The 15,713-nt window shown below is 54.1% G+C and carries 13 protein-coding genes; 3 read left to right on the plus strand and 10 right to left on the minus strand.

Going from position 1 to position 15,713, the window contains the following annotated elements:
• Positions 1-15 precede the first annotated feature (15 nt).
• Positions 16-573 carry a DNA-3-methyladenine glycosylase gene (locus ATO67_RS10215; protein ID WP_067647924.1) on the minus strand — a complete coding sequence of 186 codons (558 nt, stop codon included), beginning with the start codon at positions 571-573 and terminating at the stop codon, positions 16-18.
• Between the two features lie 86 nt (positions 574-659).
• Between ATO67_RS10215 and ATO67_RS10220 the strand changes: the two genes are divergently transcribed.
• From ATO67_RS10220 to ATO67_RS10230, 3 genes are all read left to right on the plus strand, one after another.
• Positions 660-1,436 (plus strand): SDR family oxidoreductase, encoded by a 777-nt coding sequence (locus ATO67_RS10220; protein ID WP_067647928.1) that lies wholly within the window; start codon positions 660-662, stop codon positions 1,434-1,436.
• Positions 1,437-1,572: 136 nt separating this feature from the next.
• Complete coding sequence (locus ATO67_RS10225; protein ID WP_067647931.1) at positions 1,573-2,628, plus strand: L,D-transpeptidase family protein; 1,056 nt, start codon at positions 1,573-1,575, stop codon at positions 2,626-2,628.
• 21 nt (positions 2,629-2,649) lie between these two features.
• Entirely contained in the window at positions 2,650-3,375 is a 726-nt protein-coding gene (locus tag ATO67_RS10230) for a L,D-transpeptidase (RefSeq protein WP_067647935.1), read from the plus strand.
• A gap of 93 nt (positions 3,376-3,468) precedes the next feature.
• On the opposite strand, the gene ATO67_RS10235 is transcribed toward ATO67_RS10230, so the two are convergent.
• The 9 genes from ATO67_RS10235 to ATO67_RS10275 all read right to left on the minus strand — a co-directional run bounded on the left by ATO67_RS10235 (position 3,469) and on the right by ATO67_RS10275 (position 15,496).
• On the minus strand, positions 3,469-4,755 hold the full coding sequence (locus ATO67_RS10235; RefSeq protein ID WP_067647938.1) for an nSTAND3 domain-containing NTPase: 1,287 nt from the start codon (positions 4,753-4,755) through the stop codon (positions 3,469-3,471).
• Between the two features lie 241 nt (positions 4,756-4,996).
• Positions 4,997-6,817: an IucA/IucC family protein gene (locus ATO67_RS10240; protein ID WP_067647941.1), complete on the minus strand. Its 1,821-nt coding sequence runs from the start codon at positions 6,815-6,817 to the stop codon at positions 4,997-4,999.
• Positions 6,814-7,419, minus strand: coding sequence for a GNAT family N-acetyltransferase (locus ATO67_RS23090; protein ID WP_210176122.1), 606 nt, complete (start codon positions 7,417-7,419; stop codon positions 6,814-6,816). The genes ATO67_RS10240 and ATO67_RS23090 overlap by 4 nt, the downstream gene beginning before the upstream one ends.
• A 13-nt stretch (positions 7,420-7,432) precedes the next feature.
• Positions 7,433-8,620, minus strand: a complete 1,188-nt coding sequence (locus tag ATO67_RS10250; protein WP_067647947.1) for an MFS transporter — start codon at positions 8,618-8,620, stop codon at positions 7,433-7,435.
• The gene (locus ATO67_RS10255) at positions 8,620-9,942 is read right to left on the minus strand and encodes a lysine N(6)-hydroxylase/L-ornithine N(5)-oxygenase family protein (RefSeq protein WP_067647949.1); all 1,323 of its coding nucleotides are present in this window, start codon (positions 9,940-9,942) and stop codon (positions 8,620-8,622) included. Before ATO67_RS10255 ends, ATO67_RS10250 begins: the two co-directional genes overlap by 1 nt.
• Positions 9,943-10,226: 284 nt before the next feature.
• Complete coding sequence (locus tag ATO67_RS10260) at positions 10,227-11,480, minus strand: MFS transporter (protein ID WP_067647952.1); 1,254 nt, start codon at positions 11,478-11,480, stop codon at positions 10,227-10,229.
• Positions 11,480-13,843, minus strand: a complete 2,364-nt coding sequence (locus ATO67_RS10265; protein ID WP_067647955.1) for a TonB-dependent siderophore receptor — start codon at positions 13,841-13,843, stop codon at positions 11,480-11,482. The genes ATO67_RS10260 and ATO67_RS10265 overlap by 1 nt, the downstream gene beginning before the upstream one ends.
• Positions 13,844-13,952: 109 nt before the next feature.
• Positions 13,953-14,906, minus strand: a complete 954-nt coding sequence (locus ATO67_RS10270; protein WP_067647958.1) for a FecR family protein — start codon at positions 14,904-14,906, stop codon at positions 13,953-13,955.
• Positions 14,907-14,989: 83 nt separating this feature from the next.
• Positions 14,990-15,496: a sigma-70 family RNA polymerase sigma factor gene (locus ATO67_RS10275; protein ID WP_067647962.1), complete on the minus strand. Its 507-nt coding sequence runs from the start codon at positions 15,494-15,496 to the stop codon at positions 14,990-14,992.
• Positions 15,497-15,713 lie beyond the last annotated feature (217 nt).

The following is a 15,713-nucleotide window of genomic DNA, read 5'->3' on the forward strand; positions in this document are numbered from 1 at the left end:
AGACCCGCTGACCACCTATGTTTTGAATTTTCGGCTGAGAAACGGGGATTTGTAGAGTCCGAAGCGCCACGGTTGGTCGATCGCCTTCGATATGCCGATGCGCGGACCAACAATGGTAACTGCCGTCGAGTGACCATGGGTGACGAAGAACGGTCCGAATGTGAGAGGTGCGCCGTCCATCTCTCTGTTGATGTCGAGTGCCTGAGCAAGTTTTCCCGGGCCGGAGCATAAGTTGGCAATGTCTGTCATGCCTCGGCGTAATTTCATCAGTTCGATGCCGACAGTTGGCTGCAAAGCGCGGATCAGCACCGCGGAACCCGGCGTGCACACGATGTTGGCACACCAATGCAGCCCATAGGATCGGTAGACATAGAGGTGACCGGGCGAGCCGAACATCGTCCGGTTTCGCAGCGTAGGTCCACTGAAGCTGTGAGAGGCAGGATCATCAGGACGATACGCTTCCGTTTCGACAATGATGCCGGCTGTATCGTGGATGTGAAGCTCACAGCCAATCAGCTCTCCTGCAACAATGACGGCGTCTCTTGAATAGAATTCTTGCGGGATGATGCTCATTTGATCCGGTTTTGGCTGGAACAACGCGGTTTGTGTGTGGTTGTCCCCAAGGATAGCTTACAGAAATCTGGTTTAAGGAGACAGGCATGGCGGCTTCAAAAGTTGCGTTGGTAACAGGAGCAGGATCTGGAATAGGACGCGCCGCTGCGCTTGCTCTGGCAAAGGATGGTTATTCGGTCGGACTACTGGGGCGCACGAAAGACGAACTGGATGCTGTTGTGGATCAGATTCAGAACGACGGGCGCCAAGCAATCGCGTTATTGGCTGACGTCTCTGTTGAAAAACAGATGGCTGCGGCGATGTCTGAGCTTATCGAGCGGTTTGGTCGCCTTGACGTCGTGGTCGCCAATGCAGGCATCAACGGAGTATGGGCACCCATCGAAGACCTGACGCCTGCCGAGTGGGACCAGACGATGAGTGTCAATCTGCGCGGCACCTATCTGACCATACACAATGCCGTGCCGCATATGAAATCGGATGGCGGTTCGATCGTCATCGTCTCTTCCATCAATGGGACACGAACGTTCACATCGCCGGGCGCCACCGCCTACTCCGTCACTAAGGCCGGACAACTGGCCATGGCGCAGCAGCTCGCCCTTGAGCTTGCCCGGCATGGTATTCGCGTAAACGCTGTCTGTCCTGGTGCGATCGACACGGAGATCAATGACAATACCCATATCCGCTCGAAGGAAGAAACAGCTATTCCGGCGGAGTGGCCGCAGGGTAATATTCCGATATCGAAAGGTGAGGCCGGTACCAGCGAAGATGTCGCTGATCTCATCGTATTTCTTGCAGGTACCAAGTCCCGGCACATCACCGGTACGCCGGTGTGGATCGATGGCGGGCAGGGGCTTCTCGTGTGATTTCACCATGTTGTGTTCGTATGATTAACGAACTTGTAACGTAAATTCACGACTCTTTGTCCTGATTGTTGGTTGCCGTCATGCGGCCAACTTCTCTATGTACGGTTTCGCTTAAAGAGGCGGGCAAGGCGTTTTAATGACTGATTCAAGACTTTCGAGGTTCGTACCTGCGAGGCTACGGAGCCTAATCGATCTGTTGGTGAAAGCCACAGCAGTCGCTGTGCTGTGCAGCGCGCTGGCTGCCTGTACATCAATGGGACTCGACAGCGCCAGCAAGGCACCGCCGAAGCTATCCTCGAAAGTTGCTGCATCCATGTCTGCAAAAGGCATGAAGCCGGAAAGCCCCGTTCTTGTCCGCATCTTCAAGCAAGAGAGCGAACTCGAAGTCTGGAAGGTCGATAAAACGGGTGGATATGCGCTGTTCAAAACCTACCCAATGTGCCGGTGGTCAGGGAAACTTGGTCCCAAGACCAAGAGCGGAGATCGACAAGCGCCAGAGGGTTTCTATCATGTCTCTTCCGGCATGCTGAATCCGAATTCGCAATATTTCGTGTCGTTCAATCTCGGTTACCCGAACCGTCTGGAATCTGCACTCGGCTACACCGGTGAAGCATTGATGGTACACGGCGCATGCTCTTCATCCGGCTGCTACGCGATGACGGATCAGCAAGTCGGCGAAATCTACGCGATTGTCGACAGAGCCCTGAAGGGCGGGCAGAACCAGTTTCAGGTCCAGGCCTATCCATTCCGCATGACGGCGCGGAATATGGCGGCATATAAGGACGATGCCAACTTTCCGTTCTGGAAGACATTGAAGGAAGGGTCCGACACCTTCGAATTAACCAGACGCCAGCCGAAAGTGTCCGTTTGTGGCCGCCGCTATGTCTTCAACAGCGAGTTTGTAGGTGGGGAGCCATCCGACCCGCTTGCTAGCTGCCCCCAGATCATAAATCAGCCAGAACCGGCAGTTGCCGCGAAGCTTGACGCCGAACAGCAGAAACTGGCCGTTGCGTTGAACCAGGGAACGTCCAGCGCCCTGAACTCCTATGTCGACGGAGGAATGCATCCGAGCTTCCGCGCCATTTTGAAAAACAATGGTGCGAAAAGCATGGCGGAAAAAGTTTCCGGCACGAAATACCCCATCAGCCGCCCTGATGCGGCCTTGGCAGACCCGTTTGCGGGTGCGAGATAATCTTAAGGACATCGATTGAAAATGTATGACACCACCCGCAGGTCTTTCCTTTTAGGTACGGGAGGCCTTGCCGTAACCGCGCTTGCCGGATGCACGACGACGCCCCGCGAGGTCGCGCAGACGGCACGACCTGTCGCAGATCCCTTCTACGCTGAAATTTACGGGCCGAAGCTGGATGAGCAATTCCCGCTGCCTGCTATACCCTATGAAAAAATCGATCCGCGGTTTTACCGGCAGATGGTCGATAATCCGACCGGCGAACGCCCGGGCACGATTGTGGTCGATACGGCCAATCACTTCCTTTATCTGACCTATGAGGGTAATCAGGCCATGCGTTATGGCGTGGGCCTCGGTCGCGCCGGGTTCGAGTGGGCGGGCAGGGGCGTCATCCAATATAAACGCCAGTGGCCGCGCTGGACGCCGCCGGATGAAATGATTGCCCGTCAACCGGAATTGCAGCCTTACAGCGCCGCAAACGGTGGCATGGAGCCAAGCCTTAAAAATCCGCTTGGCGCCCGCGCCCTCTACATCTTCAAGGATGGGCAGGATACGATCTATCGCCTGCACGGCTCGCCTGAGTGGTGGACGATTGGGAAGTCGGTGTCTTCGGGCTGCGTCCGACTGATGAACCAGGACATTGTCGACCTCTATAGCCGCGTTCCAGATGGAACACCGATCGTCGTCATGTCCGGTACGCCCGCATCACAGTCTGTTGCTATGGCACCCGGTGGCATTGCACCTTACTGATGAATGCCTTGCAGCGGACGCCGATCTGGCTTCTCAGGTCGGCTGCTACGGTGACGTTATGAGGCGTCGCAGAATTGGAACGGTTATCAGACCCTAAGATGAAGCGCCAGAGGATCTCCAGCGTGACAGCGTGCTGCCTGCAACGTCACGCTCCGGTGGGGAAAGAGCGCCCTCGTTGACGATGGTGAGTAAATGTCCTGCGATGCGATCGCGCAATGATCCTGCTTCGTCCACAATATCCGCCGCCAGCAGCGCGCCCCTCAGAACCTCGTCACCGCTGCCCTTGATCAGTGCTTCGATCAAGGCGCTGGCGGCATCTGTGCCGGATAGACGCGCGGCAAGGCTGGTCATGACGGGTGCCCAAAGGGCTGGCTTCTTGCGATAGTTTTCGACTGCGACGTTGACTGGCTGGGTAACCAGATGGACCGAAGCGAGCAATTGGCGCACACGCGTGATGGGGATGATGGTGGGGTCATCAACCTCGGCGGTCAGCGCATCGAACGCCAATCCGCAAAACAGTTCGCTCGTCTGGGCATCGCCAGCAACTTTTGCGAGCCAGCTGTCAGTGATGGCCTCTGCGCTGTTACCAGCATCGCCGCCATGCATGGCCATGATGAATTGCGCCGGGTGGGCGGCGGCATTGCCAAGGGCGATGCCCGACGTTTCAAGGTCGAGGCCAGCCAGTCTCGATGCTGCTTCCCGGCGTTGAATTTTCAACAGCGGCAACAGATCATAGCGTACACAGTCCGCCGGAAGTGACCAGTTTTTGACGACAGAGATTTCTCCAAGTACGAGCAGCTTTGTACCGGGACGGGTGCTCTGGAACGCCAGCGCATCGGTCAGCAATCGACCCCCAGCGTCACCCGCCACCTCGATGCCATCGAGGATCAGCAAAAATTTCTTGTCCGAAGAGACGGAAGCAGCAGTTGAAGACGCAAGCAACTCATCGAACGTTTTTGAAGGCTCGACAAAAATATAAAGCGGCAGCATACCGTCCAGCGTCCAATGCTCATCATGCACCGCGCCGAGATCGTTGCGTGGAACCGGACGTGGCGCCAGCGCAGAGGCGCCTTGTGCCAACGAATAAGCCAGATGCTTTGCAAAGGTAGTCTTACCGCTTCCAGTCTCTCCAGTGAGAACGACTGCCGGATGATCACGCACCATTTCTAGCGCAGAGAAGTAGATGGCGGGTTCAAGCTCCGCCGGAGCGGTCAGTTTGGGCAGCACCTTAACCGCCCTATCCTCGAATGTGAAATTGACGAGTAGCGGAATATAGCCTGTCGCGAGATCGACGATGGATGCGTCAGGCAGGGCGAAAAGCTGAGCGGCACCGAACTCGTGTGCGCGAGAAAGGAAGCCATCTAGGTCGTCATTGTTCATTGGAAAAGCTTTGCCACATCTGGATTGTGAATCTCTGGATCTCGATGGCATAACCGGCTGGATATTCAAAGAGGAAATGCTCGCAGAAGTTTCTGCGTAGCATCTCTGTTGACCGGCAACACATCAAGTTTGGCAGGCGAATAGGGCGAAATCATCGGCCCGAAAACAATCACGCAGGAGGATGCTGTCAGCAATAAATGGTGCGAGCCCTCACGGCCCGCACCTGATCAAAAGCGATGCCTTAGCGAAAGCGCGCCAAGGGATTTTCCAGCTCTCCGATATATTGCAGGCTATCTTCAGGGTTGAGCAGGTCCAACATTTGTTGATTGTTGTTGAGTTGCAGCCTGTTCAAGCAATTGCGCACGAACCGATCCGCGAAGAAGTCGTAGCGCTGGTATTTGTCAGCATATTCTGGGTGCTCTGTTTGATAGGTACGAATGCACTCTGCGACGAGGCCCCAGAAACGATCTTCGTGCAACGTCTCCGTCTCATGCAGGATTGCGGACAGATAACGGAAAAAGCAGTCGAACACGTCGGTGAAGATGCAATTTGGCTTCATTTTTTCGTCTAGCGTGTAGGATATCCGAGATATCTCGGCAGGCACGTCTATCGATCCGTTCAGAATGCCGATTTCCTCACCGATATCCTTCATGATGGCCCGGACAGGCACATTGTCTTCAAGAACCAAGATCAGATTTTCGCCATGCGGCATGAAGGCCAAATCATAGCGGTAGAAGCAATGAATGAGGGGCGCCAGATAGGCTTTCAGATAGGCCGATACCCAGTCTTCCGCATCCAGACCTGATGCAGCGATCAGTTCCGACACGAGAGATATGCCGTCCTTGTCCTTATGAAGCACGGCCGCCATGGTCATGATACGTTCGTTTGCACGCAGGCGCGGCAGGGGGCTTTCTCGCCATAGCGCCGAGAGCATTTTCTTGTAGGCTGAATCCAGTTTCAGCCCTTGATCATAATACTGGTAGCGGTAGCCTATAGCGGCGACTTCCCGCAGGATGCTGAAACCGTTCTGGCGCAAATAATCGTCAGCTGAAATCAGCTCGTCGAGCCATTCGTTGATGGCGGGGGTCGTCAGCATGTATTTCGGCGAAAGGCCGCGCATGAAGCCCATGTTCAAAACGGAAATACCGGTTTTTACGTAATGCTTGCGGTTGTCGGTGGTGTTGAAAAATGTCCTGATCGATTGCTGGGCGTTGTAGCTGTCACTGCCATATCCCAGGCACACGATGTAACGTCGCGCGACATCTGCTGCAAAGGTGATGGCAAGTTTGTTGAACCATTGCCACGGATGGGCTGGCATCAGCCAGTAATTATCAGGATCAAGACCAAGCCGCGTCAGCCGCGTCTCGAAGCTGTGCAACGTGGCTTCATCGAGTTCGGAGCTGATCAAGCGGTCGTAATCTAGCGCCGTGATCGAGGTGAACGTTGCCCGCTCCTTGCTCACCGCAAGCCAGACGATCTGAACCGGATGGGCGGCTTCTGGAGCATAGAGCCGATAATCGACAGCGTCGAAACCAATGCGACCGTTATTGGCGATGAAAGTGGGGTGTCCCTCGGTCATGCCCGCCTCGATTGTCTGATAGTCCGCCAAAGCGAGCTGCCGTGATGAAATATGGCGCTCCTCCCGCTTGTATGACGCGCCGTAAAGTGTCGTGGAGACCTCCTCCAGATAGGTCGGAAGCATGGCTTCGCGTATGCCCAATACCTCTGCAAATTCAAGGATCAGCGAAAGAGCATCGAGAGGTGTCGGCTTGCCTGCACTCTTTTTCTCGATTGTTGCCGGGTCTATGGACCAATGGTCCAAGGCAAGTCGTCTGGCTTTGAATGTGTAAACGGTGTCGCCGTTCTCTTCCGGGCGAACCTCGTATGTCCCCCAAGCCCCCTCTGTCGAAACAAGGGTAGGTGACAAAATCAGCTCGTGTGAAAACTCCGCCAGTGCTTTGTGCACGAGGTGCCTGTTGACGTCTTCCCACACCAGCGGGCCGAGATGTGCTGAGGCCTTTTCAGGTGGAAATGATGTGGTTTGGAACGCGGAGATATTCATTCTTTTATGTCCTGTTCGAGAGTGTTGTAAAAAGCATCGCGCGTTACGAATGACAAAAGCGCGGTTTTTTCTTCCAGCTCTATTGGTCTGGCGCTGATGAAGCCGACTTTTCGATTGAGTTCATGAACCTTCTCATTTCGGATGTCCGGCTCAACGACCAGGCGCTGTATGAGAGGGTTGCTGAAGTGAAAGCTCAGGATCGTACGGATGATGCTGAGCGTGAAACCGGGAATTTTCTGGCGTGGTGGCGCGACGAGGAAATGCATTCCCCAATCGCCGGTCTCCAGGTCATAGTGCTTGCCAACCTGATCGTGTCGAGGATCGTACGATTCCACGATGAAGGTCGGCTCGCCCTGGAAAAAGCCCATATAGCTTGCCGCGTGTCCGCTGGCATTCAGCTTTGTGTAAAACGCCGCGATCTCGTCTTTTGAACAATGCGCCATGTTCCAGAACCGCGCATAGTCGCGAGTGAACCAGTCATGAAGGTTTGCGCTGTCTTCTTCGGGGTCCAGCAAGCTGAGACTAAGCTCGCCCACATGCTGGTGATGCTGGGCAAAAACCGCCGGTCGTTCTGTTGTGATCGAGATCTTCTTGTTGAGCATTGTCATCCCCTTGTCAGGCGAGTTTCGTGCGGGTGCTTGAACCCGCCAGATTTTGTCGAAGCGTGGCGCCGTAAAGAAGCAGCGTTGCCAGGACGAAGAAAGCTGCGGCAAGGAACGTGATGCCTTCGCCAAATTGCTGGGTCAGTATTCCGCTTGCCAAAGCAGCAAGCATGACACCGCTGTTGCGTGCGATGTTGATGAGGCTGAATCCTGAAGCATAATGAGCCTTTTGGGCGCGCTCGAAAAACAGCGCATCAAGACCGACGGTGACCTGGTAAAGGCCGATTCCGTAAATGATACGACCAATGACGATGCAGGCTTCGTTCGGCACAGCCTGTATGGCAAGGCCGAGCATTGTGAGAGCAAGGCCTGCTTCGTTGTGCCGCCAGACATAGCGGGTGCCGCCGCGCCAGTGGCCATAGGCCAATATTGCGACGGCCACGAAGCCAGGGATTGCGTAAACGACACCTGTCCAGTGGGGCAAAGCGTCCGTTGCAATGGACTGCCACCACACCGTCATGAATGGCATCGACATGTAAAATCCAAAATAGAAGGCGAACATCACCAATAGAAGCAAGACGAACTGTTTCCGGTCCTCTTGCGTCACGACAGTGCGTTGTTGAGCGTCGTCCATGCTTGACTGGCGGGCGCGTGCTACAGATGCAGTTTTAAGCAAAACGGCACAAATGATGGCCTGAACGATATCGCCTACGGCCATGGCGACATAGGGCAGGGCGTATCCGTAGGATTCCACGACATAGCCACCGGATACCGCGCCGATGATCCCTCCGAAATGGACGATAACGGCCAGCGCGCCGATGGTCGCTGCGTGTTTTTCGATGGGCTGCATGGCGATGACGTAAGGGTACATCAACAGGTAGCTTGCCTTAAAGCACACCATCAAAACTGAAAATATCCAGAAATTGGCAATGTCTGTCGCCCAGTAGCAGGCAAGGCTGAAACCCGCCGCCGCCACCTGGGTCCAGATCAAAACTGCAATCGTGTCATGCCGCTTCGCGACTGCGACCCATGCTGGAAAGGCCAGCATGACGGCCAAAGAGATCGATGCAAGATATGCGCCGACGGTGAAGGATGATGAAATATCAAAGCGCGCCACAAACAACTGCGGGTAATAGGGCAAAAGCATCGTGTCGCTGATGACCGCGATGGCCGTCATCACCAGAAGAGCAATTCTCAGCATCACGCCACCACGCGTGCCGATTTAGGATCATTTAAAGCACTGACGTCAAAAGTCTGGAACGCGGTATCATGCTCGATGGGATAAACCTCATAGCCGGCGATCTCGCGAAGGATCGTCGCATTTCTCAGGCAGGCCATACCAAGATCAGGCGCAACGAAACCATGCGTATGAATGTCGAGGTTTTGAACAAAGATCTCACGAGCGTTATGATCGACCGTATAGTTGGCCCCTACGTCCAGCCTGCCTTTACCGTCTCGCTTCAGACGCTCCGCAATGCCGTTCAGAAACTCCGGCTCCTTGTAGTTATAGCCGGTTGCGAGAATGACCGCGTCCGCCTGGCGTGTGAACGTAATGTCCTGCTCCCGTTGCCTGAATTCCAGCGAAAATTCCTGCCTCGCCGGTGAGTGATGCACCTCCATCAACTCGCTGTTGGGAATGAGGTTGGTCTCGACATTTCCTTTCAGGCTTTTGCGGTAGAGAAGATCGTAAATGTCTTTCAAAAGGCTCGCATTGATCCCCTTAAACAATGCCGACTGCTCCTGTAAAACACGGTCTCGCGTTTCATCCGGCAGGTTATGGAAGTAGCGGGCATAGTCGGGGGAGGTCATTTCCAGATTGAGCTTCGTCAAATCAAGCGGAAAGAATCTTGGCGACCGTGTGACCCAGTCGAGGCTGTAATCGTGGCTGTCGATGTCCGACAGAAGGTCGTAATAAATCTCGGCAGCGCTTTGACCGCTTCCGACGATGACAATGGATTTGCGTGTCTGAGTTCTCTTCTTGTCGCTTAAATACTGCGAGGAGTGGGTCGTATGCGGCGCTACCTTGTTGCAGCAGGCTGGAATGGAAGGGGAAGTACCCGTTCCCACAACCAGTCGGCGGGTTTTTATATTTTTTATCTCACCAAGACGGTCGGCAACTGTCAATCTATAGAGGCCTGTGGCCTTATCATGCCTGACGTCTTTGACGCTGTGACCGAACTTCAGATTGTCGAGTTTGGATGCAGCCCACTGGCAGTACTGATTGTACTCGTTGCGCAGCAGGAAGAAATCTTCCCTGGTGTAAAACGAATAAATTTTCCCTTGTTCTTTTATATAATTCAGGAAGGTGAACGGGCTGGTCGGGTCTGCCAATGTGACGAGATCACCCATGAAAGGGGTCTGCAGCGTCGCGTTCTCCAAAAGCATTCCAGGGTGCCAATTGAATCCCTGGTTACGATCAAGGAAAACCGACCGTAATTCACGTACTGGCTTGGCAAGGCAAGCGAGGCCCAGGTTAAACGGCCCAAGGCCTACGCCGGTAAAATCATAAATTGCATCTTCCATGAGTGTCTCCAGAATTTTCTTGTAGATTTATAAACATGAGAAAATAAATCAAGTATTTAAAAGGGTGATTTTTTGGGGATAAGAAAAAATATTAGGAGGCTCTTTTAAGCTCATGTGGTTAGAAAGTTTTTGATTCTGGGTGTGAGGCGTATAATTAAAATATTGAATTTATTTATTTTTATAACAGGCGCCTAGAGTTTTCTGTTTAATGGCGAATGCAGTTTTCGCCGAGCGCGGATTTCCATCGCTCATTAAGCTCGAGAATATTCGGTCGCAGATAAATTCTACCTATGAGGGTTTTGGCCCATGGGCTGTGAAGCAAGTTGACTTTTCAGCAGAAGAGCAATCGCCGGTGCGGAGAGCGCGGAAACAGCCGCGGCGATTAGAAAGGACGTGTGGTAGCCAAAACGTTCGGCTATCGCACCTGCGCCGATGCCGCCAGCCATGCTGACGATGCCGTCCATGCATTGGAAGAGGGTGAAGTCTATGCCTGCCTGACGGGGGTCGGACCAGCCCATGAAACACGCATAGAGTGCTACGAAACCAATCGACATGATCCCGGACGAACTTGTGATCGCTACAATCATCACAATCCAGTGCGCGATGTCGCGATGAAGGCTGAAGGTGGCGAAGGCACATAAAAGTACGGTTTGGGCGATGATCGACATAACAAGCACGCGCGAAGGTCCGTACTGGCGCACCAGAAAGCCACCCAAAAGCGCCCCACCAAAGCCCACGATCATGCTCCCCGCACCGTTGAACGTTCCCAAAGTCGCCAGATCAAAGCCGTAGTCGATCAGGAACGGGCCCAGCATTGCCAGTCCCCATTTCTGAGCAGCCACGTAGACCGCCGCAATCACCAGGCCCGCCTGGACCTGTGGTCGTTTAAGTGCGCGCAGCATGGATGGCGTCTGGTCATGGGTCTGAGCTTGCGCCTTCGCAGCGGGCCCGAAAATGAAGGGAAGTGCGAGCAGCATGACAAGGACTGCCATGACCAATGTCGCATTTCGCCACCCGTAATAGTCGACAAGAACAAGAAACAGGCCCGCGCCGATGGCAGAGCCGAGATACGAACCTCCAACCTGAGCAGCATTTCCCCAGCCGTGATGTTCCACCGCCAGCGTCTCGACTGCATAGCCGTCGCACGCGATGTCTACCGTTGCCGTCACCACTGCGACCACGAAAAGAATGGCAATAGCCATGCTGACGGGCGATGGCCCCGTGAACGCCAGAATGACGAGGCCTGACGCGCAAATGGTGACGCCAGCGCCGACAATGATACGTGATCTGTTTTTGCCAAAGCGGGGCAACCTGTAACGCTCTATGTAAGGTGACCAGAGAAACTTCAGAGCCCATGGCAAAACGATCAGATACAATAGTCCGATCTGATCGAGAGGCAGTCCGGCAGTTCTCAGGACTGCCGGGAGGCCGAGAAAGGTCAATCCACCGATAACGCTTTGCCCGACATAAAGGCCGCCGACGGCCGCAAAAACGGACGCTGGCGAGGGCCTTTTATGCGCGGGATCATGCTGCAACATCAGAAGCTATACTTTATGCTGCCGATAACTTTTCTACCCTCGTCGTAAAGGCAATAGCCTTTTGAGCAAACCTGATTGACCTCATTGAGCAGGTTCGTTGCATTGACTTGCAACTTCACGCCCTCCATTGCGTCGTTGAGTTTGCCGAGATCGTAACGCAAGGCTGCATCGACGAAGGTGCCGGGCTTGTTATTGTAGACGGGCGTGTGAATATCGTTGCCAAAGCTTGAGCCCACGTAACGTATGCCAGCTCCCACGCCAAGCCCTTCAAGCACGCCGCTCTGCACCTCGTAGTCGGCCCACAGCGAGGCCGTATGATACGGCGTTGAACCTAATTGATTACCGACAGTCGCTGCAGACTGCCTGGTAATTTCAACGTCGTTATAGGAGTAACCGCCAGTGAAGCTCAAACCGTTGTCAAGCGAAGCGGTGACCTCGAATTCGAAACCACGTGAGCGGAGATCGAGCTGCCGCAGCAAGGAGGTACCCGAAGAGGTGTCATAAAGAGAGGCGTTTTTCTGATCGATGTCGAAATAGGCGGCAGAGATGAGAATGTTCTGATCTGGAACTTCATACTTCACACCGACTTCATATTGCTCGCCGAGCATTGGATTTGCCTGGCTGGTCGTACCATCCAAGATCACGCCTGTGTTTGCGAGATAGGAAGTGCCGTAGCTAATGTATGGCATCAAATTCCAAGGTGTAACGTAGCCCACCGATGCCCGCCACGTGGTTTCGCTATCACGCCGTGAACCTCCAACGCCATTGCTCGCATAGTCGCTTTCATGCCAGTCGTGACGCAGACCAAGGCCTATGCGCCATGCATCGATTTCAATCTGATCCTGAGCGTAGATCCCGATTGAATTCTGCTTTTGATTTGTGGTGGTGGTAACCGTCGGAACGTAGATAGAGGTCGCAGTGAACTGCGTTCCTCCTCTACCCTGGCGCGACTGATATTCCATAAAGCTATAGTCGATGCCGCCAATCAGCTTGTGCTGTGCGGCACCAGTTTGGAATTCGCCTTCCAGATAGGTATCCGTTGCAAGGCCTCTGTTGTCCTCATAAACGACCCCAGGAAAACCCTGGTACGCATATTTCTGGTCTGTCGAAAGATCGGAATAACGCAGCTTTTGATGCAGCGTGACGCTTTCGTTCAATTCATGTTCAAGCTCATAACCAATTCGCCATTGCTTTTGCTTGAAATCATTAAAGCGTTCGTCGCCGCCATAGACGGGCGTCGCCCCGTTTGCATCATTGACATATCCCCAGGTCGCGCCGGTCGTGGAGTCCATATACTCCCCAAGGATGGTAAATTTAGTGCCTTCGTCCGGCTTCCAGGTTATCGCCGGTGCGATCATCACGCGGTCATCCTTGATCGCTTCGACCTCGTTGCGCGCATCTCTTCCGACCCCTGTCAGTCGATACAGGACCGATCCGTCATCCGTAACAGGTCCAGCCAAATCAAAAGCAGCCTGGACACGTCCATACGACCCGTATTGCAGCTCGATTTCCCTCAACGGTTCTTCGGTCGGTCGTTTAGAAATGACGTCCACAATACCACCCGAGCTGCTTGCGCCATAGATTGACGCTGCCGGACCACGCAGGATCGTCAGTGCTTCCGCTCCATACGTTTCCAGACGAAAGAGACCGTTTGGACTGCTGATCTGGCGCAAACCGTCGCGGAAGACACCATTGTAGGTTAGGTCGATGCCGCGAAGTTTAAAGGCGTCAAAGCGCGGCTCGGCGCCATACTCGCCACTGCGAACGCTAGGAGTGTAATTGATCGCCTCTTTCAGGTTCTGAGGTTGCCTGTCATCCAACTGCTTCCGGCTGACGACCGACACAGACTGCGCCGTCTCGGCGACAGGTGTGTCCGTCTTCGTTGCGGTTCGTCCGGATTTGGCAACATAGCCGCTTGTTTCGATGATACCGGTCACGCCGCCGGTGCCGGTGCCTTGAACGACGATCGTTTCCAGAACCGTTGAACCATCATTGCTTACTGCTGCCTGCTGTGTGCTAGCGGAGGGGTCGAAAATGCGGACGTTGGAGCCGGTGATCGTGAAGTTCAGACCCGAACCTGCGAGCAACTGGCTGACTGCTGCAGACACGCTGAGCGGTCCACGAACCCCTGCCGTCATCTTGCCCTTCGTGATCGCGGATGGGTAGAGCATGCGCAGGTTGGCCTGACGGCCAAGCGTAAGGATTGCGCTTTCCAGCGGTCCGGCGGGAACCGACAAAGGGGTAGCAGCAGTGGAGCTTTGTGCCCGGGCGTCAACAGTCCCGACGACAGTTGCAAAAGACAATCCAATTATCGCCGTTGTCGTCAGCCACAGCTGTTTGTGTACCCGCTTCGCCAAAGTCATATTAGTCCCCTTCCATGCCTGATCAGCAATTCACTGCGCGACCGCGCAATGCTTTCTGTTGACCTAGAGTGAAAAGTGACCTGACATCCTGATGTGGATGGTGAAAAAATTATCTGGAGCGCACAAGCACCATCATGCTCGATAGTCTTGTCACGGCGAGGGGTAGGTTGCTTTCAAGAATGTGAAGCGCCTGATCCGTGTCTTTGAGATCGAAAATGCCGGAAACACTCAGACGTGCCGCCGCGTCATCAAGGATGACGATCCGACCATGGCGATATTGTGCGAGTATCCTCAGCACCTCCTGTAGCGACTGCCCGGAAAAGACAAGTTTTCCCTCACGCCACGCCGTATTGCTCGCCACGTCTTGTCGCGACCGGGTTATTTTTCCGTCGCTGTCCAGCGTTGCAACATCTCCAGTCCCAAGCAGTGTAACGCCAGTCGGGGTTTCCACCTCCACCTGACCTTCTTCGACCTGTACCTCTTGTGGCAGCGCCGCGTGCGCAGCACGCACGGCGTAATGCGTCCCGAGTGCTTTGGCCCTCAGACCGTTATTCTCCACGATGAAGGGGCGGTGTGGATTCTTCGCTACATCGAAAAACGCTTCACCTCTCAAAAGTACGACGCGTCGTTCTTTCTCAGAATAAAGTGTCTGGACAGCGGCATCGGAATTCAGGCTGACGACGGTGCCGTCCTCAAGGGTTATTACGCGTGTTTCGCCGATCGAGGTATAGTGGTCGGCTTGCAGTCGGTCGATCATACCCGTTTCTCGAGACAGGAACGCCGCTACGGAAAAAAGACAGATAAGGCTAACTGTGGCTATGACAGCTCTGCTGGAGCGTGACCGGTGACGATCTGCCGGAAGGGCAAACGGGACATCGCGCATATCCCCCCAAACAGACTTCATGTCATCATAAGCGCCTTGGTGGGCAGGATTTGAGGCGAGCCAGCCTCGAAACGCGTTATGATCTGCCTCGGTAGCATCGGCAGACTGCATGCGGGCAACCCAAAGCGCGGCGTCTTCAGCAAGACCATCGTCCATCAGGTCGCCTGGGTTTTTTCGCATGGGAAGATCGCCGCTCTCAATTTCGGGTCGGGGTGTGCATCCTTATATAATGAGTGAAAAAGATACGAGGGCCTGATGTTCGGTCAGCTATTTATTTTAGCTCGGGCCTGGCGGCAGTGAATCAAAGCTTTGATGATATGCTTTTCCACCATGTTTCGAGATATGCCGAGCTTGGCTGCGATCTCTCCGTTGGGAAGTCCATGAATGCGACTGAGCACGAAAACCTGCTGGCAGCGTTTTGGGAGACGTCCAATTTCACCAGCCATCGCAGCAAGATGCTGGCGTCCCGTAACGATCTGTTCTTGGTCAGGTCTATCGCATGCAACACCCACTCCGTCTTCCAGGGAAACGAGAAGAGGACGCTCCCGCGATTGTCGGATGATTGTCAGGCGCGCAACGGATTTCGCGATTTGGTAGAGGTAAGCGCGAGGGTTTTCTATCAGGGTCGCCTGGGACACTTCCAGCGCTCGCAAAGCCGTCTCCTGCATTGCATCTGCTGCGTCTTCACGATCTTGAAGGCGGTAACGGAAAAACCGCATCAGCCGGTTCTCTTCCTCCGTCTCTAAAAGCTGCAACAACGCCTTGCTCATAAATGAACTGTTTCCAAAAGTTTTCGGAAGACCCAAAATATGACAGAGAATGGGTCGCCGATAACATGATAATAATTATCATGTTTATAAAACTCGGATCGCTGATGCTAGTCCCAAAAAAGATCGTGCAATGATTGATTATTTTTATCGAGAGGCCTGTTGCTGAATTGCACAGTTGCAACGTTTCCCCGCCTTGTTGTGCAAATATGGATTGCGA

The organism is Agrobacterium bohemicum, from assembly GCF_001562555.1.
Taxonomy (GTDB): Bacteria; Pseudomonadota; Alphaproteobacteria; order Rhizobiales; family Rhizobiaceae; genus Agrobacterium; species Agrobacterium bohemicum.

What these genes read in the sequence shown, in the direction of transcription:
- ATO67_RS10215 (WP_067647924.1), bottom strand. Translation starts at nt 573, where the DNA reads ATGAGCATCATCCCGCAAGAATTCTATTCAAGAGACGCCGTCATTGTT.
- ATO67_RS10220 (WP_067647928.1), top strand. Translation starts at nt 660, where the DNA reads ATGGCGGCTTCAAAAGTTGCGTTGGTAACAGGAGCAGGATCTGGAATA.
- ATO67_RS10225 (WP_067647931.1), top strand. Translation starts at nt 1,573, where the DNA reads ATGACTGATTCAAGACTTTCGAGGTTCGTACCTGCGAGGCTACGGAGC.
- ATO67_RS10230 (WP_067647935.1), top strand. Translation starts at nt 2,650, where the DNA reads ATGTATGACACCACCCGCAGGTCTTTCCTTTTAGGTACGGGAGGCCTT.
- ATO67_RS10235 (WP_067647938.1), bottom strand. Translation starts at nt 4,755, where the DNA reads ATGAACAATGACGACCTAGATGGCTTCCTTTCTCGCGCACACGAGTTC.
- ATO67_RS10240 (WP_067647941.1), bottom strand. Translation starts at nt 6,817, where the DNA reads ATGAATATCTCCGCGTTCCAAACCACATCATTTCCACCTGAAAAGGCC.
- ATO67_RS23090 (WP_210176122.1), bottom strand. Translation starts at nt 7,419, where the DNA reads ATGCTCAACAAGAAGATCTCGATCACAACAGAACGACCGGCGGTTTTT.
- ATO67_RS10250 (WP_067647947.1), bottom strand. Translation starts at nt 8,620, where the DNA reads ATGCTGAGAATTGCTCTTCTGGTGATGACGGCCATCGCGGTCATCAGC.
- ATO67_RS10255 (WP_067647949.1), bottom strand. Translation starts at nt 9,942, where the DNA reads ATGGAAGATGCAATTTATGATTTTACCGGCGTAGGCCTTGGGCCGTTT.
- ATO67_RS10260 (WP_067647952.1), bottom strand. Translation starts at nt 11,480, where the DNA reads ATGTTGCAGCATGATCCCGCGCATAAAAGGCCCTCGCCAGCGTCCGTT.
- ATO67_RS10265 (WP_067647955.1), bottom strand. Translation starts at nt 13,843, where the DNA reads ATGACTTTGGCGAAGCGGGTACACAAACAGCTGTGGCTGACGACAACG.
- ATO67_RS10270 (WP_067647958.1), bottom strand. Translation starts at nt 14,906, where the DNA reads ATGCGAAAAAACCCAGGCGACCTGATGGACGATGGTCTTGCTGAAGAC.
- ATO67_RS10275 (WP_067647962.1), bottom strand. Translation starts at nt 15,496, where the DNA reads ATGAGCAAGGCGTTGTTGCAGCTTTTAGAGACGGAGGAAGAGAACCGG.